Source organism: Saprospiraceae bacterium (genome assembly GCA_016715965.1).
Taxonomy (GTDB): domain Bacteria; phylum Bacteroidota; class Bacteroidia; order Chitinophagales; family Saprospiraceae; genus Vicinibacter.
The window spans coordinates 3,006,668-3,029,094 of record JADJXG010000001.1 but is presented as its reverse complement, the minus strand read 5'-3'; the positions used below and the strand labels follow the sequence as shown (position 1 = coordinate 3,029,094).

General features: G+C 39.1%; 22 protein-coding genes and 1 other RNA gene. 10 read left to right on the top strand and 13 right to left on the bottom strand.

Going from position 1 to position 22,427, the window contains the following annotated elements; genetic code table 11:
• Positions 1-44 precede the first annotated feature (44 nt).
• Positions 45-875 carry a hypothetical protein gene (locus tag IPM48_11570; GenBank protein ID MBK9272222.1) on the top strand — a complete coding sequence of 277 codons (831 nt, stop codon included), beginning with the start codon at positions 45-47 and terminating at the stop codon, positions 873-875.
• Between the two features lie 41 nt (positions 876-916).
• Here the strand turns inward: IPM48_11570 and bshB1 are convergent, their stop codons facing one another.
• From bshB1 to IPM48_11555, 3 genes are read right to left on the bottom strand one after another with little or no spacing between them, the layout of a single operon-like run.
• Positions 917-1,633 carry a bacillithiol biosynthesis deacetylase BshB1 gene (gene bshB1, locus IPM48_11565; protein ID MBK9272221.1) on the bottom strand — a complete coding sequence of 239 codons (717 nt, stop codon included), beginning with the start codon at positions 1,631-1,633 and terminating at the stop codon, positions 917-919.
• A gap of 11 nt (positions 1,634-1,644) precedes the next feature.
• Positions 1,645-2,697, bottom strand: coding sequence for a ketoacyl-ACP synthase III (locus IPM48_11560; protein MBK9272220.1), 1,053 nt, complete (start codon positions 2,695-2,697; stop codon positions 1,645-1,647).
• A 5-nt stretch (positions 2,698-2,702) separates the two neighbouring features.
• A complete protein-coding gene (locus tag IPM48_11555) occupies positions 2,703-4,136 on the bottom strand; it encodes a T9SS type A sorting domain-containing protein (protein MBK9272219.1) in 1,434 nt (477 codons plus the stop codon).
• A 69-nt stretch (positions 4,137-4,205) separates the two neighbouring features.
• Between IPM48_11555 and IPM48_11550 the strand changes: the two genes are divergently transcribed.
• Complete coding sequence (locus IPM48_11550) at positions 4,206-4,766, top strand: DUF1572 family protein (protein MBK9272218.1); 561 nt, start codon at positions 4,206-4,208, stop codon at positions 4,764-4,766.
• Positions 4,767-4,888: 122 nt separating this feature from the next.
• On the opposite strand, the gene ssrA is transcribed toward IPM48_11550, so the two are convergent.
• Together ssrA and IPM48_11540 are read right to left on the bottom strand one after the other, a co-directional pair.
• Positions 4,889-5,256, bottom strand: a transfer-messenger RNA (tmRNA) gene (ssrA, locus tag IPM48_11545).
• Between the two features lie 131 nt (positions 5,257-5,387).
• On the bottom strand, positions 5,388-5,765 hold the full coding sequence (locus tag IPM48_11540) for a DUF393 domain-containing protein (protein ID MBK9272217.1): 378 nt from the start codon (positions 5,763-5,765) through the stop codon (positions 5,388-5,390).
• 79 nt (positions 5,766-5,844) lie between these two features.
• Between IPM48_11540 and pepT the strand changes: the two genes are divergently transcribed.
• Positions 5,845-7,083 carry a peptidase T gene (gene pepT, locus IPM48_11535; GenBank protein MBK9272216.1) on the top strand — a complete coding sequence of 413 codons (1,239 nt, stop codon included), beginning with the start codon at positions 5,845-5,847 and terminating at the stop codon, positions 7,081-7,083.
• Between the two features lie 47 nt (positions 7,084-7,130).
• Here pepT and IPM48_11530 read toward each other — a convergent pair whose 3' ends face one another.
• Both IPM48_11530 and lipB read right to left on the bottom strand, forming a co-directional pair.
• Positions 7,131-7,658, bottom strand: a complete 528-nt coding sequence (locus IPM48_11530) for an acyl-CoA thioesterase (GenBank protein ID MBK9272215.1) — start codon at positions 7,656-7,658, stop codon at positions 7,131-7,133.
• Positions 7,659-7,664: 6 nt separating this feature from the next.
• Positions 7,665-8,390, bottom strand: coding sequence for a lipoyl(octanoyl) transferase LipB (gene lipB / locus IPM48_11525; protein ID MBK9272214.1), 726 nt, complete (start codon positions 8,388-8,390; stop codon positions 7,665-7,667).
• Positions 8,391-8,449: 59 nt separating this feature from the next.
• Between lipB and IPM48_11520 the strand changes: the two genes are divergently transcribed.
• Positions 8,450-10,198 carry a redoxin domain-containing protein gene (locus IPM48_11520; protein ID MBK9272213.1) on the top strand — a complete coding sequence of 583 codons (1,749 nt, stop codon included), beginning with the start codon at positions 8,450-8,452 and terminating at the stop codon, positions 10,196-10,198.
• A 4-nt stretch (positions 10,199-10,202) separates the two neighbouring features.
• Here IPM48_11520 and IPM48_11515 read toward each other — a convergent pair whose 3' ends face one another.
• Positions 10,203-11,684, bottom strand: coding sequence for an ABC transporter substrate-binding protein (locus tag IPM48_11515; protein ID MBK9272212.1), 1,482 nt, complete (start codon positions 11,682-11,684; stop codon positions 10,203-10,205).
• A gap of 106 nt (positions 11,685-11,790) precedes the next feature.
• Positions 11,791-12,327, bottom strand: coding sequence for an NAD(P)H-dependent oxidoreductase (locus IPM48_11510; protein ID MBK9272211.1), 537 nt, complete (start codon positions 12,325-12,327; stop codon positions 11,791-11,793).
• 98 nt (positions 12,328-12,425) lie between these two features.
• Between IPM48_11510 and IPM48_11505 the strand changes: the two genes are divergently transcribed.
• From IPM48_11505 to IPM48_11490, 4 genes are read left to right on the top strand one after another with little or no spacing between them, the layout of a single operon-like run.
• Entirely contained in the window at positions 12,426-13,106 is a 681-nt protein-coding gene (locus IPM48_11505) for a metal-dependent hydrolase (protein MBK9272210.1), read from the top strand.
• Complete coding sequence (locus tag IPM48_11500; protein ID MBK9272209.1) at positions 13,106-13,882, top strand: ParA family protein; 777 nt, start codon at positions 13,106-13,108, stop codon at positions 13,880-13,882. The genes IPM48_11505 and IPM48_11500 overlap by 1 nt, the downstream gene beginning before the upstream one ends.
• Positions 13,879-14,763: a ParB/RepB/Spo0J family partition protein gene (locus IPM48_11495; protein MBK9272208.1), complete on the top strand. Its 885-nt coding sequence runs from the start codon at positions 13,879-13,881 to the stop codon at positions 14,761-14,763. The genes IPM48_11500 and IPM48_11495 overlap by 4 nt, the downstream gene beginning before the upstream one ends.
• 11 nt (positions 14,764-14,774) lie before the next feature.
• On the top strand, positions 14,775-15,374 hold the full coding sequence (locus IPM48_11490) for a hypothetical protein (protein MBK9272207.1): 600 nt from the start codon (positions 14,775-14,777) through the stop codon (positions 15,372-15,374).
• 68 nt (positions 15,375-15,442) lie between these two features.
• Here IPM48_11490 and IPM48_11485 read toward each other — a convergent pair whose 3' ends face one another.
• Positions 15,443-15,760 carry an SCP2 sterol-binding domain-containing protein gene (locus IPM48_11485; protein MBK9272206.1) on the bottom strand — a complete coding sequence of 106 codons (318 nt, stop codon included), beginning with the start codon at positions 15,758-15,760 and terminating at the stop codon, positions 15,443-15,445.
• 129 nt (positions 15,761-15,889) lie between these two features.
• On the opposite strand from IPM48_11485, the gene IPM48_11480 reads away from it, so the two are divergent.
• Positions 15,890-16,798: a methionyl-tRNA formyltransferase gene (locus tag IPM48_11480; GenBank protein ID MBK9272205.1), complete on the top strand. Its 909-nt coding sequence runs from the start codon at positions 15,890-15,892 to the stop codon at positions 16,796-16,798.
• Between the two features lie 38 nt (positions 16,799-16,836).
• On the opposite strand, the gene IPM48_11475 is transcribed toward IPM48_11480, so the two are convergent.
• On the bottom strand, positions 16,837-18,633 hold the full coding sequence (locus IPM48_11475) for an OmpA family protein (protein ID MBK9272204.1): 1,797 nt from the start codon (positions 18,631-18,633) through the stop codon (positions 16,837-16,839).
• 121 nt (positions 18,634-18,754) lie between these two features.
• Positions 18,755-19,975, bottom strand: a complete 1,221-nt coding sequence (locus tag IPM48_11470; protein MBK9272203.1) for a Glu/Leu/Phe/Val dehydrogenase — start codon at positions 19,973-19,975, stop codon at positions 18,755-18,757.
• 164 nt (positions 19,976-20,139) lie between these two features.
• Here IPM48_11470 and IPM48_11465 point away from each other — a divergent pair, with 164 nt between their 5' ends.
• Positions 20,140-21,105 carry a hypothetical protein gene (locus IPM48_11465; protein ID MBK9272202.1) on the top strand — a complete coding sequence of 322 codons (966 nt, stop codon included), beginning with the start codon at positions 20,140-20,142 and terminating at the stop codon, positions 21,103-21,105.
• Here IPM48_11465 and murF read toward each other — a convergent pair.
• Positions 21,094-22,386: a UDP-N-acetylmuramoyl-tripeptide--D-alanyl-D-alanine ligase gene (gene murF, locus IPM48_11460; protein ID MBK9272201.1), complete on the bottom strand. Its 1,293-nt coding sequence runs from the start codon at positions 22,384-22,386 to the stop codon at positions 21,094-21,096. The genes IPM48_11465 and murF overlap by 12 nt on opposite strands.
• Positions 22,387-22,427 lie beyond the last annotated feature (41 nt).

Genomic DNA, 22,427 nt, shown 5'->3' with positions numbered 1-22,427 from the left:
TATTGATCCCAATTTAACAATTTGATATAACTTGGCATCGAGAAATGCAACACTTGATTTCTAGATTGATTGCTTTGGCACTTTGGCTGACAACGTCTTGTCACTCATGGTCCCAATATTCACTGATTCATCAATCTGGAGATATCAGAGCAGCAGGAATGTCACAAACCGGCGTAGTAATGGGCTCACCAACGACTGCAATGAACAACCCTGCCCATGCTGTTTTTCTGAATCCATTTCAATTGGGAGTCATTTCACATCCATATATCAGGAATGGCAGTCTGTCATTTTTAAGCATCACTGCCGGAATGAAACTTAGCTCCAGGCAGGGGATCGGTGTCTATATTCAGAGAGAAGGCTCAGGCTATTTAAATGAAATTTTGGCAGGAATCGGTTTTGGACAAAAAATAGGAGCTCAATCGTCCATAGGGATTGGACTTTCCCTATTGTCAAAGCAATTTCCCGAATCGATGAACTCATTGGGTCTGATTCCTGAAATTGGAATACAAACAAAATTGAACAGTTCTATCAGCCTGGGTGTATTGGTTCGCAATCCAATTCCAATCGAGATCCAGAAGGGAGTACTATTTCAAAGTGATTATCGACTGGGTTTTTGCTACGAACCTTCCCAAGGATTGCTAATCTATTTTGGAGCTCAAAAATCAGGTGAATTTCCCATGAATGGCCATCTGGGTTTGGAATATCAGCTGCGCAAGGCTTTCTCTATCCGAATGGGGGCGAAAACTTTAGGGAGTTTTTCATTTGGTGCAGGCCTAAATCTAAAGAATCAGCTCTCAATCGACCTGGCCGCTGACCTACATTTTCAAATTGGCCCAAGATTTGGAATTGGCCTAAACTGGGGATTTTCGAAATGATCCATTTGGGTGCGCTGCTCTCAAGTCATTGTGAATCATACTTACACCAACCCATTAAAACTTCTGACGCCAATGGGGCGTGCAACTTTAAAACCTTCTCCATATTCCACACCAATGTATCTTCCCATAACTTTGTCTCGGGATTTGATGAAATCCAAAAAATCTTTTGAAGATATGGGTGACTCTGGTTCGGTTGACCCTTCCTTGTAAAATTGAGAATTGAATGCTTTAATGGCTTCCAGCTTTTGATCCATAAACCCAGTGGTATCCACCACCAAATCCGGAGTACTGACATAGTCCTGAACATAGAAATAGACAGCTTTGGGCCTCCATGGCGCTTGTTCCTTACCAATATAATCAGTCTCTATTTTCCTTAGTCCCGAATAAAAACAAGCTTCATTGATCAATTGTGCTGCTCGTCCGTGGTCAGGGTGTCTGTCTACAATGGCATTGGCAAGCACGTATTGAGGTTTTGCTTCGCGAATAATTTCAACAATGGGCAGGATGTGAGATTGATCTATTTGGAAAAAACCATCCTTCATGTTTAATATTTTCCTGAAATCTGATCCCAAAATTTGAGCGGCGGCGGCAGCCTCTTTCACCCTTAAATCCGCATTGCCACGGGTACCCAATTCTCCCTTCGTCAAATCAAGGATTCCAAATCGAAATCCCTTTGTGCGATTTGCCAAAAGACTACCCGAACAGGAAAGTTCTACATCATCAGGATGCACACCGATGGCCAAAATGTCAACAGGGATTACCTGATCCATTACCATCTGATCAAAGCTGAACCCCAAGTAAATCCACTACCAAATGCCGCCAAGCAAACTAAATCCCCTGTTTGGATTTTGCCAGCTTCCCAGGCTTCGCATAAAGCAATTGGGACAGATGCTGCTGTGGTGTTGCCATACTTTTGGATGTTGTTCCAGACCTGATCATCTCTGAGACCTAAAGTCTTTTGTACAAATTGCGCAATTCGCAAATTAGCCTGATGGGGAATCAACATATCAATGTCTGCAGGTGTCAATCCATTTTGAGCCAAAGCTTCCTGGATTACAGCAGGAAATTTAGTCACAGCTGTTTTGAACACAAGTTGTCCATTCATATTCGGAAAAATGTCTTGATCCTGCCACATTTTTTCTGTGAGAAAAATACCTCCATACTCCTGCTCAGGATATCCAAACCGATCAGTGCCTAAATGATGCCCGCCATGACAACCGGGATTGATAAAGGCCAATTCTTCTGCATGGGTTCCATCAGAGTGCAGATGGGTGGAAAGCACACCTTTTTCCTGCTCAGTAGTAGCTTGGAGAATGGCTGCGCCTGCCCCATCACCAAAAATGACCGTTACATTTCTTCCTCGGTCAGTAAAATCCAAACCCATGGAATGCATTTCAGAACCAATCAACAAAATATTTTTATACTGGCCACTCTTTATGAAAGCATTCGCAACAGCAAGTCCATAAACAAAGCCCGAACATTGATTTCGTATATCCAATGCCGGCATTTCTTTATGTGTAATTTTAAGTTCTCTCTGAACCAAAACACCGCAACCCGGAAAAAAATAATCAGGACTAAGTGTGGCAAATATAATCAGGTCAATGTCTTCTTTCTGGATACCTGCTCTTTCAACCGCTATTTCTGCTGCCCTTGCACCCATGGTGGTGGTGGTTTCTTTATGGGGGTGACCGTATCTCCTTTCCTTGATTCCTGTTCTCTCCTGTATCCACTCATCAGAAGTATCCATCATTTTGACCAGTTCTGAATTGGGCACTACCCTATCCGGAATATAATAGCCAATTCCAGCAATTTTCGTGTTCAGCATTTTTAAGGTTTTTGTAAAATGAAAGATTTAATTTGGGTTTTGCCAGAACGCTCTATCACCAAAAAATAAAGACCCGGAGGATGTCCAACAAGATTCATATTAATACTTTCCGAAACAACTTGATTTTGTACGATTAGCAAGGATTGACTGTCGTAAATCTTTAAATGATCTCCTGTCTGCAAGCCTTCTACTTGAAACCAATCACAAACTGGATTGGGATAAAAAATAAGATTCGGTCCATCTACCTTCTCGATTCCTGAAACTTCGCCTAAAACGATGTTATCTATTAGCAACCGACTACCATCCGTGACAACAAGCTGTCCACTCGTCTTGCCAGGATATCCATTGCTCGGATAAATTTCTAACAATATGGAATCAACAGGCTCCGGAAGAGAATTTAACTCTATCTCAATTTTTTTATACGATGGCGAATTGGTTAAAGGAATTTGTAGCAAAATAAGAGTATCCGATCCAAAAGGTTCTGAATCAGTACCTCTTACGACAAACCAGGCAGTGTCGTTGTTTACCGGATCGTATTGATAATCAAAGGATAATTTAAAGCCATCGGTGGGGTATGGAATGAACTCTGGTGTAGCGGAGGCTTCTTGTCCTAAAAAACAAAATCCGGTATTTTGATTAAGTCCTAATTTTTGAATGCTGCGCTGGGTAAGAGATAATGCATATTGCCCTTCGCTGGATTGGTCTGATTTTTCAATGGACTTTGGCCATCTAAAAATTGCAGACAACAGATTGGCACCCGTCCATTCTTCTGGTTCTTCAAATCGGATAGTCTCCCATAATTCAAAATCACTGTTTGGAACTTGAAGATTTCCCGTGCCGATTCTTATTTGATCGATTTCAATGAACGATCCTTCTATTGGTTCCTCCAAATCACCGGAACTAAACAATAAAACCAAGGAATCTGCTCCTATAGGTGAAGGGCTGATAGGGAATGCCAATCTCTCAAACTGGGTGTTTCCGCCAGTTAATGGAAAAATGTTGACGGAAACCGGAAACCCAAATCTTTTGAAAAGCAACAATATTATACCCGTATCACTTGGCTCAATATTGTACCTTGCAGTGATGTAAAATGAATCAGGAATGTTGGATTCAAAAGGGATTCCACCATTGGGAAAGCTGCTCAAATCACCTACATAAATCAAGCCAGATGTTATTGTATTGTCAAATAAGGCCTTTTTGCTTTCAAGTCGAATAGCAGATGAATTGGAACCCTGTACCTGAGTCACGTTGGGTTCGAATGATGTAAAAAAGCTTTGGAAATTACTTGATTCAAAAACCAAGGGCTCGTCATACAACTCAAATTCCAGCCAATCTTCAAATCCGTAATGCAGGGTTTGAGAAGTTCCAGAATAAGGAGCATTAAAAATTAAAGCCAAAAGTAAAAAGCTTACTAAAAACTGACAAATTCTTGACATAAGCTGAACATTCATTTAAACCACTTTGCTGGCAAAAATACAATTAACTTTGTTGCTAAACAAAAATTAATGCCAAAACACAACCATCAAATTGAGTCCCTTAAAAAATTGTTTTTATATTATAAAAAATTGGGTGACAAAGCCATGGATCAAATAGATGAAATATTTCTGAAATCCGAACCCGTTGAAGGTATCAATAGCATCGCCATCATTGTCAAACATCTTTCTGGCAATATGTTGTCTCGATGGACAAATTACAAGCAAAGTGATGGAGAGAAAGCATGGAGAAACAGGGATTCGGAATTTGAAAATCCCGCAGAAACTAAAGAAGAGGTTTTAAGAATATGGGACCTTGGCTGGTCTTGTTTATTTGAAGCCTTGGATGATACAAAAGATGCGGAATTGGATCAGACTGTCTATATCCGCAACGAAGGTCTAAGCATAAGGGATGCCATTCATAGACAACTAGCGCATTATGCTTATCACGTGGGCCAGATCGTTTATCTGGCCAAAATGTACAAAGGCGAAGAATGGAAAAGTTTATCCATTCCAAAAAACACTTCTCAACAATACAATCAAACAAAATTTTCAAGAGAAACAAAAAGTCAGCACTGGGCTGATGAGGTCTGATGTCAGAAAACAATCTGCTATCCCGCAAGGATTATCCGTAGAAGAATGATGATACCTGGGATTTGTTGGTCGAAGCTATCAAAGCCTATCTTGCTGGATTTTAATCCGTTGACTTAAAAAAATGGTGGAGCTGCGGGGATTCGAACCCCGGTCCAGAGAAAGAACCCATTCACTTTCTACATGCTTAGTTTTCTGTTTATTTGTCAGGAACTGAGGAGGTCAGAAAACCACCTTTCAATTCCTTATTCCCTTAATCTTGCAGAGCAATCAGGACTCCTACTCTGCCAGTCCGATGTTTTTTTGATGCGCAACAAGAACTTATCAGACTTCTGTCCTATAGCACAGATGCAAACTAACTCCTAGAATTAGGCTGCAACAGCAAAAGAAGTATTGCCATTTGTGATTTGATAGACGTTTTTTGCGTAGTGTACTATCATGCTACGGCATGCTTATCAACCGATCACATTTCCTGTCGATTCCATTCAGCCCCGGTTACTTTTACCCAGTTAGTCTGTAATAACTTTGATTTATCCAGAAAAGTTCCATTTGGCATAAGCTATTTTACAAGATAGTCCACCGAATCAAGTTCATTACTATCCATAATACTCATTAAAATATGGCCTATGCTAAAAATCTCCATTTTTGCTCGATGGGCAGTAATTCACAAGAATGCCCAAAATCCCTATGGCTGGCGATTCGATCATAAACCCAATCTCTCCATTGCTTGGGCAAAATACCAATAGATTTTGCCAACAAGCTCCACGGCCCTCCTATCAATTTACCCAGTTCGATGGCGGCTTCACTTTTGATGTGTATTTTTCCTTCCTTCCACAATACCACTGTGTCTCTTTTAGGATCCAGAAGCAACTTTTGCGCAGTTTGAGATGACAAATCTGAAAAATAAAATTCACCCTTCGAATCCTTCTGTATCAAAAATCTCACCCAACCAAGACACATTGGACAGGTATTGTCGAAAAAGACGATAATTTTATCTGGCATTGTAAACTATAACGCTACACAGACTTGGTGGTTTGCACATTGGGTAAATTTCTCTAATTTTGGGCTTAAACAAAAATGAATGGACTTTTCGAATAAATTTAATACCACAGCCGAACGCTTCATACGTTATGCAAAGATAGATACCCAGGCCGATCCGGAATCCAAGACCTCTCCGTCTAGTGAAAAACAAAAAGTACTTTCACGATTGTTATTTCAAGAACTTAATTCAGCTGGCATAAAAGCAGAATGTGATGAATACGGCTATGTATATGCATGGATTCCTCCCAACTCTCCAAATCCCGGACCAAGAATTTTTTTTTGCGCCCATGTTGACACCGCACCTGATTGTTCTGGCACAAATGTCTTGCCTATATTACATCAGAATTACAAAGGTCAGGCACTCCAATTACCAGATGACCCGGAAATTACAATTAGCTCCGAAGACTTTCCGCAATTGGCCACAAAAATTGGTGAAGATATTATTACGGCATCCGGACAAACTCTATTAGGGGCAGACGACAAGGCCGGTGTATGTGCTATAATGGAGGCTGCATTGTATATCAACAATCATTCAGATATTCTTCACCATGGAATGTCTATCCTATTCACAACAGATGAAGAAATCGGCAAAGGAGTTGATTTTGTCAACGTTGAAAAAGTAAATGCTGACTTTGGATATACACTGGATGGTGGCGAATTGGGAAGTTTGGAGGACGAAACCTTTTCTGCGGATGCCTGCACCATTTTAATTAAGGGAGTTTCGACCCATCCTGGTTATGCCAAAAATAAAATGGAGAATGCCATTAAAATTGCCTCAGAGATAGTCAGTTTGTTGCCCAAAGATCGACTCAGTCCTGAATCCACAGAAGGTGTTTCAGGTTTTGTCCACCCCACCAAAATTTCAGGAGGACTTGAATCAGCAGAGATTGATTTTATCATTCGCGATTTTGATACCGCCATGCTTTCCAAACATTTGTCCGAAATAGAAAATATTTGTAATCGTGTCTTGTCAAATTATCCAGCTTCGACCATTCACATCCAACGCAGGGAGCAATACCGAAATATGAAAGAAATTCTGGTTGCAAAACCAGAAATCGTTGAGTTGGCAGAGAGAGCCATCAAAGAAGCCGGCATTCCAATCAAAAAAGGCCGAATAAGAGGAGGAACCGATGGCAGCAGATTATCATTTATGGGATTACCATGCCCGAACTTATTTGCCGGAGAACATGGAATTCACTCTAAAAAAGAATGGGTATCGGTACAGGATATCAAAAAAGCAGCGGAAGTCATTGTTCGAATCATCATGTCAAAGAATTGAATCATTAACAGCTTTAAATATTCCATTCTTTGTTTGATACTCAAACATTACAATTCTCTGACCACTTCAAAAAAATTCTTACTCAATTTGGCATCGGATGGTTTCATTTTGCCACTTACAATGAGTCTGAATTCCCGTCTAACAGCTGCTTCATCAAACAATTTGATTTCTTCTTCTGTCAATGGGGCCACAGGAGGTACAGGCTTTGGCTTCATCGTTTCTTTGTCGATGGCTACAAAAGTGAAAAAAGCCTGATTGGATTTTTTAGGATTAGGATCCAAAATTCCTTTGGTGAATACTTCTAAAAACACTTCAATGGATGTTGTGAATGTCCTGGAGACAGATGCCTTTATTGTAACGACATCTGCAAGGCGGATCGGTTCATGAAAAGTCATATGATCGACCGATACAGTTACTACGTGGGCGCCACAATGTCTGCTGGCACAAATCGCTGACGCGATGTCCATCCAACGCATCAGGTTACCCCCCATCAAATTACCGAGAATATTGGTATCGTTTGGCATAACCAATTCGGTCATTTCTGTTTTCGATTCTGCTACCGTTTTAGAATTCATGCTATTTCAATTTACATTTAATTCCGTTTCATTAGAAGTGTCCATTAATTCCAATCCAAAAACATCTACGAATTGCTTCAGCAATATTTCCTTTACATTTTCCATCAATACCTTTTTACCTAATTCTTTTTCAAGGGAGGTGACAGATTTGGAAGAGTCATTGATCCCACAAGGTACGATATGATTAAAATAATTAAGATTGGTATTGACATTAAAAGCCAGTCCATGCAAACTGACCCATCGACTTAAATGGACCCCTATTGCACAAATTTTTCGAGCGCTAGCAGAATTTGCACCCACCCAAACGCCGGTATACTCATTGACTCGTTCTCCCTGCAGTCCGAAATGTGCCAAAGTACGGATGATAACCTCTTCCAATGATCGGATATACCAATGCACATCGGTTTGCAATCTGTCTAAATCAAAGATGGGATAAACCACCAATTGCCCGGGACCATGATAAGTGATGTCACCTCCTCTGTTGATTTTAAAAAATTCGGCATTCATTTCACTGAGTAGATCTTCGCTTACCTTTAGATGGGCTTCATCGCCTGATTTGCCCAAAGTAAATACATGGGGATGTTCGCAGAATATCAGGACATGAGGTGAGGGATTCTTTACATTTCCAGATCTCTTTTCAAGAATTAATTGTTGATGGATTTCAGTCTGATATTCCCAGGCTTTAGGGTATTGAATCAATCCCAAATCTTTGATTTTCAATATTTTTTTCAAAATTATTTGGTACTTTAAAAAACCTGTTTATTATCTTTGCAAGACAAAACATAGTTTTCATGAAACAGTTTATTCTATTCCTCATCCTATTGCCAATCACTTGCTTTTGTGCAAAAGCCCCCGATTTTACCGTAACGGATTACAATCAAAAGACCCACCGCCTTTACGCGGATTATCTCAACCATGAAAAAGTGGTGGTCCTCAAGTTATTTTTTGTGGATTGTCCTCCGTGCAATAGCATTGCTCCAACGGTACAGCAATCCTATGTCAAATGGGGTTCTGGCAAAGATCGCGTCGAATTTATTGAACTCAGCACTCAAAATTGGGATCAAAATAACAACGTCAAGGGATATGCCCAAAAGCATGGTTTAACATTTCCAGGGGTAGGTTTTGACGGTGGAGGTTTCGCAGCCACTGCCCCCTACAAATCTGGAACTTTCGGTCCTTATTACGGCACGCCTACCATGCTTGTTATCGCACCCGACGGAGAAGTAACATTTAACATCACCTACACCAGGTCCAACCAGGTCAATCTGGATAGCGCGATTGCAAAAGCTTTGAGGGTAAAGTCCGGAGGCGGAGGCCCAGATCCTGACCCAGTCCGCTGCAAGGATTCCTTCGGCATCAAATTTCTGACTGAAATAAAACCTGATGCAGTCTATATCAGAAATTTAGTAGATCCTGTTGCCCCTGAATTTACTTTGCTAGATTACAAATACAATTGTGAATATGCTTTTCCGGAGGCCAAAGATTTTTATTTTTTAATACCCACCAAAAATACCCCGGCAAATTTTAATTACAGCGGCATAACTACTCAGGATATTATTCTTATCCAAAGACATATTTTAGGCATGAGCCAATTGACTTCCCTGCAACTCGCAGCAGCAGATGTCAACAATTCTGGAACTGTGACCACAGCGGATATCAATGAGCTCAGAAAGTTTATTTTGGGTATCACGGATCGGTTTCAAGCAGTCAGCAGTCCCTACACCTGGGCAATCAATCCATTTTTGAAGAGTCAGCAGTATACCAAGAGTGTCCGACTACTTGATATGATCCAAAAATTAAAGTCCAATGAATTTGGGATGGCCCAATACGGAGATGTAAGTGGAGCAAGTCAATTCAAAGAAGATGATGAGATCCTGATGTCAAGAGCCAATGATGAATTTGTTATAAAGGTGCTGACGACCAAAAACAACGAGGAGTTTTTGCATGAGGTTTTCTTTGAATTTAATAACAATCCAATTACTGGTATCCAACTTTGCTTAAATATGTCTTCGTCCGAAGTGTTTGGACTTTCTTTTATCAACTCAGATCCAAGTGGTTTGGGACCAGGAAATGCAGTTCTTTCTGGAAACTCTCTTTTACTTCTTTGGTCAGATCCATTTGCTAGAAATTATCATTTTAATTCAAATAATCCAATATTAACTTTTAAATCCAATAAAGTTTTGGATTTTTATAATTGCATTACTAATATTTGTGAAATCATAGTTACAGAGGGGAATAATCTCATTTCATTTACCCCTAAATTTGTATTTGAGCGAAAGTTGGGACCCATCACCAAAGGTTCCTTCGTAACTGTACAGACAGGATCCACTCCAGGTGGATTTGGTCTCCATTCCGTAGACCTTAATATCGTTGGATTTGATGTTTTTAATTTGGGTGGAAGAAAAATTCCTGTTGAAAACATGGAAGGACTTAATACATCGAAAGTAAAATTTACAATTAGAGAAACTGGATTGTTTATAGTAAAATGCATGTTGGAATCGGGAGAAACGGAAAGTTTAAAATTTGTCCAACTCAGATAATCAGTTATTCCAAATCCTGCACCTGCTCCAACTTTAATAAGTTGATTGCATTACCTTTCAATCCTGTGATGTTCTTCTGCGCAAACAATGCGATTTGATCGTATAATATGAAAACTACAGGTGATTCTTCGCACAAAATAGTTTCCATTTTAAAATAAAGGTAATTTCTTTCCGAAGCCTCGGTTTCCTGAATGGCTTTCTCGTACAATGAATCGTATGCAGCATTTTTAAAACGCGTGTAATTTGGGGGAGCAGGATTCTTGCTGTAAAATATGGTGGCAAAACTCTCTTGGTCCGGGTAGTCGGCGATCCAGGATGCCCTAAACATACCCACCGTACCTGCCCTCATCTTTTCGCGCAGAGTTGCAGTTTCCATTAACTCAATTTGAACAAGTATTCCCAATTCTTGCCACTGTCGGGCGATATAGGAAATTAAATCCAAATAATCCTTGTTGGTATATAGGGTAATAAGTTTGTCTTCATTTGAGAAACTCTGATATCCAATGTCCTGAATTATTTTTTTGGCGGAATCAGGGAGATATGAAATCCGTCTTACTTTATAGATAGAATCTTTTAACACGGATGGTATAAATCCAAATTCTGCCGGAGAGGCCAGACCATGGCGAAAAATACGGATCATTTCCTCACGGTTGATGCCAATATTCAGTGCTCTCCTGAATTTCTTATCTTGTAAGGCATGAGATTCAGGCAGTGCTTCAAGATTGATACCAATGTATTCTGTATTTAAATACTCGGCTTTGATCATTTGCATCTTATCCTGCAATTTGGATTGCAAATTCCCATGATCGTCGATTAGTTGCGCGCCAAACGAAGATTGCAATCCTGAAAAAAAGTCAATTCCCTTTCGCATAAATACCAAAAAGGCCGTATTGCGATCTTCCACAAAACTAATTCTGACACCCTTCAGCAATGGTAATCCGGATTTAAAATAAAACTGATTTTTCTTTAAAAATATACCCTGACGATCAAGCCACTTGTGCAAGTAAAAGGGTCCTGTACCCACAGGATGGGATCGAATATCAAGCCCATAATACTCCGTTGCTTCACGGGGCAAAATGCTGCAGTATTGCATGGTCAGCAGACTTAAAAAAGGTGAAAATGGACTTTTCAAATGAAATACCAGCGTACTGTCATAGTTGACTTCAATTGGGTTGTGATCGTCCAACTTATCTTGAAAGACCCAACTTCCAGGTGCGCTCAATTCAGGATTGATCAATCTCAACAAGCTGAACTTTACATCTTCAGCAGAGAGCCGCCTTGAGCTATCAGCACCAAAACAAGGATCCTTGTGAAACCAAACATCGGTGCGGATATGAAAAATATAGTGCAATCCATCCTCTGTGATCTCCCAGGAATGAGCCAGTTCGGGCGTTATCTCAAGATCATCATTCAAATCCACCAATTGATTAAAAATATGATCAACTGCCCAAATATTGTTTTGCGATTTTGCGAAAGCCGGATCCAAAGAGCCAATTGGGTTTGGTTGGTTATAATGGAAAACAGCCTTTGAATCAACTTCTGAAACCGATTTGCAACTAATAAACCCAGCTAAAAGAAAAAAAATGAAAAAATTAGAATTTTGAAAAGTCATTGGTGAGTTTTTGCAATCTGGACCACATTGGATTGGCATCGTTCCAATGTAAAAGTGTTTTATGAACTTCGGGCATATGAACGGTTTTGGGAAAAGCGATCATTTGAAAGTAGCGCGCAATTGCAAGAAAATGATCCAAGCCTCTTATATTGCTAGATTTTCCCTCAGAAATTCCAATCAGAGCGAATTTTTTGAAAGCAAAGCACTCCTCTCTATTTCTCACACTTAATACATCCAGCCATAGCTTTAACGCTCCCGGAAATCCTCCATTGTATTCTGGAATTACAAAAATAAATTTTACAGCAGGAAATATCCAATGATCCTGAAAGTTGACCATTTCATTTGTCCAAGATTCAGACTGATAGTAATCAGGATTGGCCAGATCTTCACAAAACTCCTCTAAAGAGTGTACACGGGATTTTTCACCCAATTGGTCTAAAAATTTCTGACAAATTTTAGCGACCTGAAAGCTTTGGCTATTGGGTCGATTGGTGCCACTCACTATCAAAATTGACATGGAAAGTATAACCCAGAGTGTTAACGAATGTTTAGGATGAGCTTGCTCCATACAGTTGTCATAAATAGGCTAAATTTGTGTAAAATTTGCAGGCATCTATGTTAAAATATTTTGGACATTCTTGTTTTTCCATTACAATGGGTGGAAAAATATTGTTATTTGATCCATTTATTTCGGGAAACTCACTAGCTTCACATATTTCAATTGGTCAAATCGAAGCCGACTATATGCTTATCTCCCATGGCCATGCAGACCATGTCGGTGATTGTATAGAATTGGCTAAAAAAACAAAGGCTACGGTTATTTCAAATTATGAAATAATCAACTGGCTGAAAAGTAAAGGAATAGAAGGAATTGCTATGAATCAAGGTGGAAAATTAGATACAGACTTTGGTACGGTAAAGATGGTATACGCAGCGCATTCTTCCTCTTTGCCAGATGGCAGTTACGGTGGTCATTCCAATGGATTTGTTCTTTGGAATTCTGAACTGTGTTTTTATTTTGCAGGAGACACCGCTCTGAGTATGGAGATGAAATTAATTCCTCTCACTTGCCCTAAGCTTGATTTTGCCATTTTTCCAATTGGAGACCTTTATACAATGGGAGCGGATGACGCAATCTTGGCAAGTCAGTTTTGTGAGGTTAACACAGTTATTGGCGCTCACTTTGACAGTTTTCCAGGAATAAAAATTGATCACGATGCTTGTGTACAGAAGTTCGCTACCAGGTCAAAACGCTTAATCATACCAAAAATAGGTGAAACAGTCAACTGGAACTAATGGGTAAAATTGTTGCCATTGCGAATCAAAAAGGTGGAGTTGGAAAAACAACCACTGCCATAAATCTGGCTGCCTGTTTATCCATTTTGGAATATAAGGTATTGCTTGTTGATGCGGACCCTCAGGCGAATACCACCTCAGGAACTGGCTCTGACCAATTGACGTTTGAGAACACTTTGTATGACTGCATGATAAAAGGTTTACCTACCCGAAAAGCCATTCTTCAAACTTCGACTCCCTTTTTGGATATTTTACCAGCAGATATCGATTTAGTAGGTGCTGACATTGAGCTTGTCAATATGGAAAAAAGGGAATTTGTAATGCGCAAAGTGCTCCATGAGGTCAAAGATGACTATCACTTTATTATCATTGACTGCCTCCCTTCGCTTGGATTAATGACCGTTAACGCCCTTGTGGCGGCTGATTCAGTCATCATCCCCATTCAAACAGAATTATTTGCACTAGAAGGTCTTTCAAAAATATTGCACACCATCAAACTCGTGAAAGAAAATCTAAACCCCGGGCTTGAAATTGAAGGTGCTCTTCTCTCTATGTACAATAAAACGTTGCGAATGTCCAATATGGTAATTGAAACCCTTCGGTCAGAGGCTAAAATTCCAATCTTTGAAACAATAATCCACCGGAATTCTAAAATTGCGGAAGCCCCATTGGCTAAAAAACCTGTGGTACTCTATGATGCCGCCAGTAAAGGATCCGTCAATTTTTTAAATTTTGCCCAGGAATTTATAAACAATCAAAATCTCATCTCAAAATGAGTCAAAAACAAGAATTGGGAAAAGGCCTCAAAGCACTTATAGCCAATATCAATAAGGAGGATTCTAAAATAAAGCCTCATACTGCAAAACAGGAGACTGAGAGTTATCTTGTGGACATATCATTCATACAACCCAATCCACATCAACCTAGAAACACTTTTGAAGCAGAAGCTTTAGAAGAACTATCTCGTTCTATCCTCAGCTTTGGAATCATCCAACCTTTAACTGTGCGCAAAATATCGGATGGAATGTTTCAAATTATATCCGGTGAAAGAAGATTCCGCGCGGCTCAATTGGCTGGACTTAAAGAGGTGCCTGCTTACGTCCGTTCAGCCAACGACCAGGAAGTTCTTGAAATGGCACTGGTTGAAAATATTCAAAGGGAAGATCTGACACCCATAGAAATTGCCATCAGCTATTCCCGGCTGATGGAAGAATGCAATCTTACCCAGGATAAACTTTCAGAAAGAGTTGGTAAGCAGAGAAGCACCATAAGTAACTACATCCGTTTGTTAAAGTTACCACCCGAGATTCAAGGCGCTATAAAAGAGCGAAGGATCAGCATGGGACATGCGAGGGTAATAGCGGGTATTGAGGATTTGCTGCAGCAAACACAGTTGTATAGAGATATCGTGGAAAAAGACCTGTCAGTTAGAGATGCTGAAAAATTTGCCCAACACATGCATTCAGGCAAGCGCAAATCTGTCAGACCTGTTTCCACTTCAAGCCATAACTTGATTAAACCTATAGAGGATAGGCTTTCAGCCCAATTTGGAAGTAAGGTAATCGTAAAAAGGAATGACCAAGGTGTTGGTCAAATCATCATTCGATTCAATTCTGATCAGGCACTAAATGATATATTAGACCGTTTAGAAGATTAAATTGCTTCAACATGAGGCTTTACGCTTTAACTTTGATTTTCATCGTGCATTTTTTGCATGCGCAACAAAATCCTGAACCAAATTCAATAATTGGGCGCGACAGTTCAATTAGCGAACAGGATAGTATTTCTCCTGATCAAAAAAAAACACAAAGCACCTTGCGCAATATTTTTCAGGGAAAACCCGGAAGAGCCTTGACTTATTCATTGCTGCTACCCGGAGCAGGCCAAATTTACAATGGAAAATATTGGAAACTACCCATAGTATATGGAGCACTTGCACTTCCAGTCTATTCCTTGGCCATCAATCAGAAAAACTACAATCGATTCCAAAAGGCCTATATCATGCGGGTTGATTTTGGAGAATCGTCCAACGATGAATTTGTTGGAATTTACAGCTTATCAAGTCTAAAATCTTTTAGGGACTTATACGATAAAAATTTGCAGCGGAGTTATTTAGGTCTTGTAGCAGTCTATTTGTTGATTGGTATGGATGCTTTTGTTGATCGTCATCTAAAGACTTTTGACGTGAGTGATGATTTAAGCTTACAAATTAAACCACAACTCAATACAAACTCTATGGGCATTGCATTTCATCTTAAAAATAAATGATTCTGGAGATCATTCTCAGAGTTTGGACAAATAAAAGCAAACTTGAAATTCTGCAATACCAAACTCCATTACATCCAACCCAATATTTTGGCGAATTTCATCATTTCAGTTTGGTTCACAACTTTCAGTTTTCCAGTTAGCAGCGCCATCATAGGATTAAGTTCACCCTTTAAAATTTTTTTAAAATTTTCATCTGTTGCTTTCACCACACAGTTAGGCTCACCAATCAAACCTTCCTCTACTTTTACTTCATTTCCCTTGATGACTATGGTCACAGGACCGCTATTTTCTCCTTCCAACTCAAAATGAAAAACAGTCTCCAGGCCTTCTAACAGATTCAAATTGATTTTGGATGGGAGTTCAAACAAAAATTCCTTTGCAGTCATGGTGGATAATTTGTGCGAAATTAGTAAATTGATCGATTCTATACGTACTAATTTAGACATTGCAGAGTACTTTTGGGTCACTTAAAGAACATTTTTTGCGACCAACTATTATTGTATATATTGAATTTTATGAGGATCGTATTTTTTGGAACTCCGGATTTTGCAGTTGATTCATTAGAAGAGCTTGCAAAACACTTTGAAGTGGTTGCTGTAGTTACTGCAACTGATAAAGTCGGTGGTAGAAATCATAAACTCCTTGAATCAGCTGTAAAAATTTGGGCCGTAAAAAATCGCTGTAAACTGTTTCAACCGAAAAATTTGAAAAATGTCCATTTTCATGAAACTTTAAAAGCCTTAAATCCCGATCTGTTTGTTGTAGTGGCTTTCCGCATGCTTCCTGCTTCCTTATTAAGCATTCCTCCATTGGGTACCATTAATTTGCATGGTTCTCTCCTGCCAAAATATCGTGGAGCAGCACCCATCCAAAGAGCCATCCTGAATGGTGAACAAAAAACCGGATTAACAACTTTTTTCATAAACAAAGAAATTGATACCGGAGATCTCTTGATGCAAACCGAGCTGTCTATTGACCCCATGGATAATTTTGAAACTCTCTATCAAAAAATGAAAAAAGAAGGAAGCCTACTTTTGGTAAAAACCATTCATTCACTACAAACCAATTCAATTAAACCCATACAACAACACAATGAGGATGCAAGCTATGCTCCAAAAATCACTTCGGCAGATTTGGAAATTGATTGGAATCGAACTTCAGAAGAAATCTACCATCAAATTAGAGCTTTCAGTCCGGCGCCAGGTGCTAGAACAATTCACAATCATCAAATTTTTAAAATAACAAAGGCTATACCTCATCAGGAAGTTCATTCATATCGTCCGGGTATATGGAAAATTGAGTTGCCAAAAATGCTAAAAATATATTGCAAAGATGGCTACCTTCAAATATTAGAAATACAAGCTGAATCCAAAAGAAAGATGAATATTGCAGACTTTCTGAATGGGCTACAAAATTTCAATTAGGAAAGAATAAAATCAAGTATGATGTCTGAGAAGCAGCATCAATAACCGGATTTCTTGTCATCTTCTGTTCCTGTATCTGTTTTAAGCTTTGCGGCTTTTCTCACCATCTTTTTACGACAATGTCCTGCTTCAGGTCCTTGTGGCCTTTCCATTTCTTTATCGCCTTCTTTGGCTACCCAAAATTCAACCCTGCGGTCGATGGAATGAATGCTACCATAAGGAGCTGATTCTCCTCCATACATTAAGATAAATCTCTCTCTGGGCAACTTGTATTTCTCTACGATATAATCAATGGTCCACTTTGCTCTATTGTAAGATAGCACCAAATTGTATTCATCAGAATGTCTGATATCTGTATGTCCTTTTACTACAATTTTTAGGTCCGGGTGGGTTTTCATCACATCTGCTACATGCTGCAACTGTGGATAATACTGCGGCTTTACGCAATATTCATCTAAATTGAAATGCACCATTGGTAAAAACCAATCCGGAGGACAACAGGTCTTCAGATTGCCATCTTTGTCCAGGGCATTTCCAAGTTTATTATTGATTAATCGATTGACATCTTCCTCGGTCATTTTTGGAGGTACAATTGCCACTCCTTTTTCATCCACATTGGTGCCTGGAGGTGAAAATGGCTCTGCATCCAGATGATCTACCAATCCATCCTTATCGCTATCTAAAGTGACACCTTTTGTGTTCACCGGCGCATTCATTGCTGAATTTGGCTCTAAGTCTATTAAATCAATGACTCCATCTCCATCTGTATCCGTTGGGTCGTAAATGGGTCTTGCCTTTAACTCTGCCAAATCTTCATAAATACCATCAATTGGGTTGAGCCAATAAAGTGGTTCCTTTATCTTATTCAAATTACCAAGGTTAATGGCCAATCTCAATTGAGTATAATGAATAACATCATTGTTGTTCGTTTGATCCACATCAGAACGGTACTTTATTCCATCCAGATAATCATTGTCAGAAATAATAAATGAATGTTCAATTCCAATGTTAATTCGTTTGTTTATTTTTCTTGCAATACCCATTCCTCCTGTAAATGCGAAGTGAATGTTGTGTTTATCTGCAAGTCTAAAAATGCCTCTCTTTTTAAAGGCTTCTGTTTCATAATCACCGTCATAAATATTCTTAATCGCATCCCTAATATCAGATCTGCCCTGCCTTGTATTGAAATCAATATTGTTGAATGGAACCCTGTTTAATAAATCTGAATAATTATTTCCATTTCCATCCCTTAGATCTAAAAAGGTGCGATGATGATAAGTTCCTGCTCCAACCACCAGGTACCAGTTCCACTTATTTCTCTCTTTGTGGAATAGGATGTTGCCAATATTCAATATTCCTTGCAGTGACATAGAATAGATCTCTGTCCGATAAGCGGGAAACCATGGTGCATTTCGGTTGTATCCATTAAAAACTGCTCGATTGGTGCCATTGGGCTCCTGATAAAATTGTTCAGGTTCAAGACTGGCGCCATAAGGCTGTGGTTCTAGTCCAAATGTTCTTCCGTAAGTCGCGTCCAAGCGAATCGAAAAAACATAATGAATCGCCCTGCGCACGTGAATTCCAAGTCCATAACCAGAGAGTGGTTTCCATTGATCCACATCCCCATCTATTAGCAAGTGACCAAAATGAAGGCCTAATTCCCAGGCATGTTTTGGTTTTGGAGGATATTTTGGTGAACTGGCTTTTTTGCTTTCCGAACTAGCATTCGGGATTAAGATTTTGGTGGTGTCCTGCAATTTTAAAGAATCTGTTTGACCGAACAAAACCAAATGATATGTCCAAATAAGGAGGATTAAACTTAATTTTCGAATCATAGACCACGAAATTCAGCTCAATGGTTAAACCATAGCCATAGCAAAGCTATGCAAAAATCCGGCCATAATCGACAAAATTCAAATAACAATAAATTACAATATATATTTGAATGATAGTTTGCTACTTAACAAATACACTGAGTGCATTTTCAAAAAAACCCTTATTCTCATCGGCTTGCATTTTGACCTTCTGCAGTGCTAAGCCAAGGGTTTTTGCCACATCTTCAAAGATTTCATTTTCTGTTGGAAGATCTTTACTGGCCATTAAAAAATGGAAGGTTCTGGCCATTCCACAATTAGAGATAAAATCGGGGATAATGGTCAATTTTTGATCATATACCCTGGAGGTATCTCCATAAATTATCTGATCTTCAACAAAAGGAACATTTGCCCCACAAGCAACAATCTTTGTTCCGGAATTTACCAAACGGTCAAGTTGATCTGCGGTAACTATTCTGCTTGCAGCAGCAGGAATAAAAATATCAGGGCCCCAATCCCAAATATAATCCAATACCTCAGCCGACGGCTTTGCATCTGAGGAATAAAGCTGATTTCCTTCTTTTTTTAGAAACAATTCCCTGATTTCTTCAAAGGATAATCCCTCTTTTTTAGTTAAACTAAATTGCCTGTCTAAAATTCCAATTATTTTGACACCCGCTTGTCCTAAATAGTAAGCTGCGGCTGAACCAACATTTCCCCATCCCTGTACAACGCAGGTTTTACCAGCTACTTCACTCCCTTCAAAAATTTGAAGGTATTGAATAATAGATTCTGCAACTCCATATCCCGTTATCATATCAGCAACCGTATAGGCTCCATTCGACAAATCCGGGGAGTATAAATCACTTTTGACCGATAATTTACATCCTGCATCCAGGTTTTCCAGGGCTTTTCTTTTATTCCATTGATCAAATCCAAAATGACCGGAAAGGACTCCTTCCTGCGGGTGAAAAATCCCAAGAGATTCTGTGATTGGAAAAACATCCCTAACTTCATCTACATTCAGATCCCCTCCGGTTCCATAATAAGCTTTAAGCAAGGGACTAACTGCCTGAAACCATCTCTCCAGCACTTCCTTCTTTCTCGGATCTGAAGGATTAAAATTAATCCCTGATTTAGCACCACCTATAGGAGGTCCGCATACATTAAATTTGACTTCCATCACCTTAGCCAAGGATACGACTTCCTCTTTTGTCAAACCTTGACGCATTCTTGTCCCACCACCACTTGCACCTCCTTTTAATGAGTTGATCACCAACCATGCTTCTGCATCAGAATATTCATCTTTCCACTCAAATATTAAGAAAGGTCTCTTTTCTAAAAAATGGTCTAATTTTTCCACAAATCTGATTTATCCGCCAAAAATAAAAGCAATTCTCAAGAAGAAAATTTATGTTTTTAAATTCTTTATATATTATTCAAAAATATAATATATATTTGTGCTAAAATCAGTTTATGACCCTGTATCTAAGGCCATCAGCCCAATCCTTAAACCATGTCGAGAAGATGGGTTTGAATAGTAGTAATTTGGAGTTTGATTTAGCCATTATTCAACATCCCTCTATAACCGGCTCCCAGTGGAAATTATATCTCTCACAAATGGACTTAAGTGCTTTTCATTCACTAAGGTTTCAGGATTTGGGTGAGTTTGCCGGGTATGATTCAGACAGGATGGCAGAGACTATTCATTATCTAATCCAAAAAGGGATATTGCCAATTGTCGTAGGCGGAGATATTGATTTGATTCGTTCTATGCACAAATGGTCAGAGAAAAATACCATACCTTATAGTTTAAGTTGGATTCAACCAACCTGGTCATTGCAAAATTTGGAAATCTGGAAGGGTCAAATGGTTGTAAAAAAAATCTACGGGATCGCAATGCAAAGGCAACTTATACATAGACAGGAACTTAAAACAAATTTTCCAGATATTGTCACATCCTATTTGTCCGATTTTAGAAAGTCTTCAAACTCTGTGGATCCAATTCTGAGAAGATCGGAATGGTGTTTTTTTTCACCCCTAAGCATTCGCTTTTCCGATTTTCCGGCGAAGGGGCATCCTATATCCAGTGGGTTATATTCAGAAGAAGCAGCTTCCATTTGCCGCATGGCGGGCGCAGGAGAAAACAATCAACTTTTTTTCATTCATACTTGGCAGGCAAAACAAGACAGTACTGAGCAATGCGACTATAATATAGCTCAATTGGTTTGGTATTTCATGGAGGGCTTTTCTATTAAAAAGTTAGATGCTTCCGCTCAAAAAACTCAATTAACAGAATATGTAGTTGATTTACCAGAATTTGATTCGGAAATCTGCTTTTGCAAATCGGAGATTACCGGAAAATGGTGGTTTAAAAGTCCATACTCAGGAGAGTTGTCCAATGCAAATATTTTGATACCCTGTACTTATGAAGAATATCTACAGACCATACAATCCAATGTCCCAAAAAGAATAGCGGAATTAATCCTGTAAAAGCTTCTCTAATGTAGCAGATCTGGAACCTTTTATCAAAATCGTTTTGGCTTTTAAGTTCATGGTTTGAATTTCCTTCTTGGCTTCATTTACATTACCAAAGTATAAGAGCTTCCCATCCTTTTTAACTGGCCATTCCTCTCCAATGCATACTATTTTTTCGATGTCTGAACTTAAAGCATGCTGCAAAATTTGTTCATGTTCGAAGGTAGATTCTGCTCCCAATTCGGCCATTTTTCCCAGAATGGCCCATTTTGGATTTTGATCGAACATGCACAAACTTTCCAATGCATGTTTCATAGATGCCGGATTGGCATTATAAGCATCTAAAATAACCAGATTTCCCCTCCATTGTAGAATCTGAGATCTCATATTACTAGGAATATAATCGCTGATACCGGCCACAATCATTGAAACTGGCACTCCCAAATGCTCAGAAATACTTATCGCAGCAATTGCATTTTGATAATTGTGATGTCCAAACAAACTTGATTCAAAGTTTTCATTGATCATTGGTTTTGTTTGGCTAAATCGCAAAGTAGGATGTGATTTTAATAGGGTGTATTCAAAGTGGGAATCAAATCCTGTGTCTGAAAAGGTAATGTGATTGCCTTTTGCCTGATATTGTCCTTTTATGTGAATATCATTCATGTTGTAGAACAAATAGCCATTTTTGCGATCTACATAATCAAATAACTCAAATTTGGTCGCCACCAAATTTTCAAAACTTCCAAATCCTTCTAAATGTGCTTTACCTAAGCTTGTAATTAGTCCAAGGTCTGGGTCAGCGATAGAACTAAGCTCAGCTATATCACCGGGCTTATTTGCACCCATCTCAAGGATTATATACTTGTGATGAGGTTTTAATTTTAACAAGGTCAACGGAACACCTATTTGGTTATTCAAATTTCCGATCGTCGCAATGGTTTCATCATACCTTGATAAAATGGAATACAAAAGTTCTTTGGTCGTAGTTTTGCCATTAGACCCGGTAATACCAATGACAAAAGGATTCATTTTTTTTCGATGCAGTTTGGATAAATTTTGCAGGCAAATTAATGCGTTCTGAACAGTTATAATTTGATCGGAAGCATCCATTGGCAGTTCATCCACTACTGCGAATTGGGCACCTTTTTCAATCGCTTGGATGGCAAATTGGTTGCCATTAAAATTAGGTCCTTTGAGCGCGAAAAAAATATCTCCTTCTTTAATCTGTCTTGAGTCCGTAACAATTTTATCGAGTTTGTGCTCAAGTAAAGCATAAATCTGGTCCTCTGTCATAACAATAGAAATATAAAAAAAAATCCCCGAACAATAAAGCC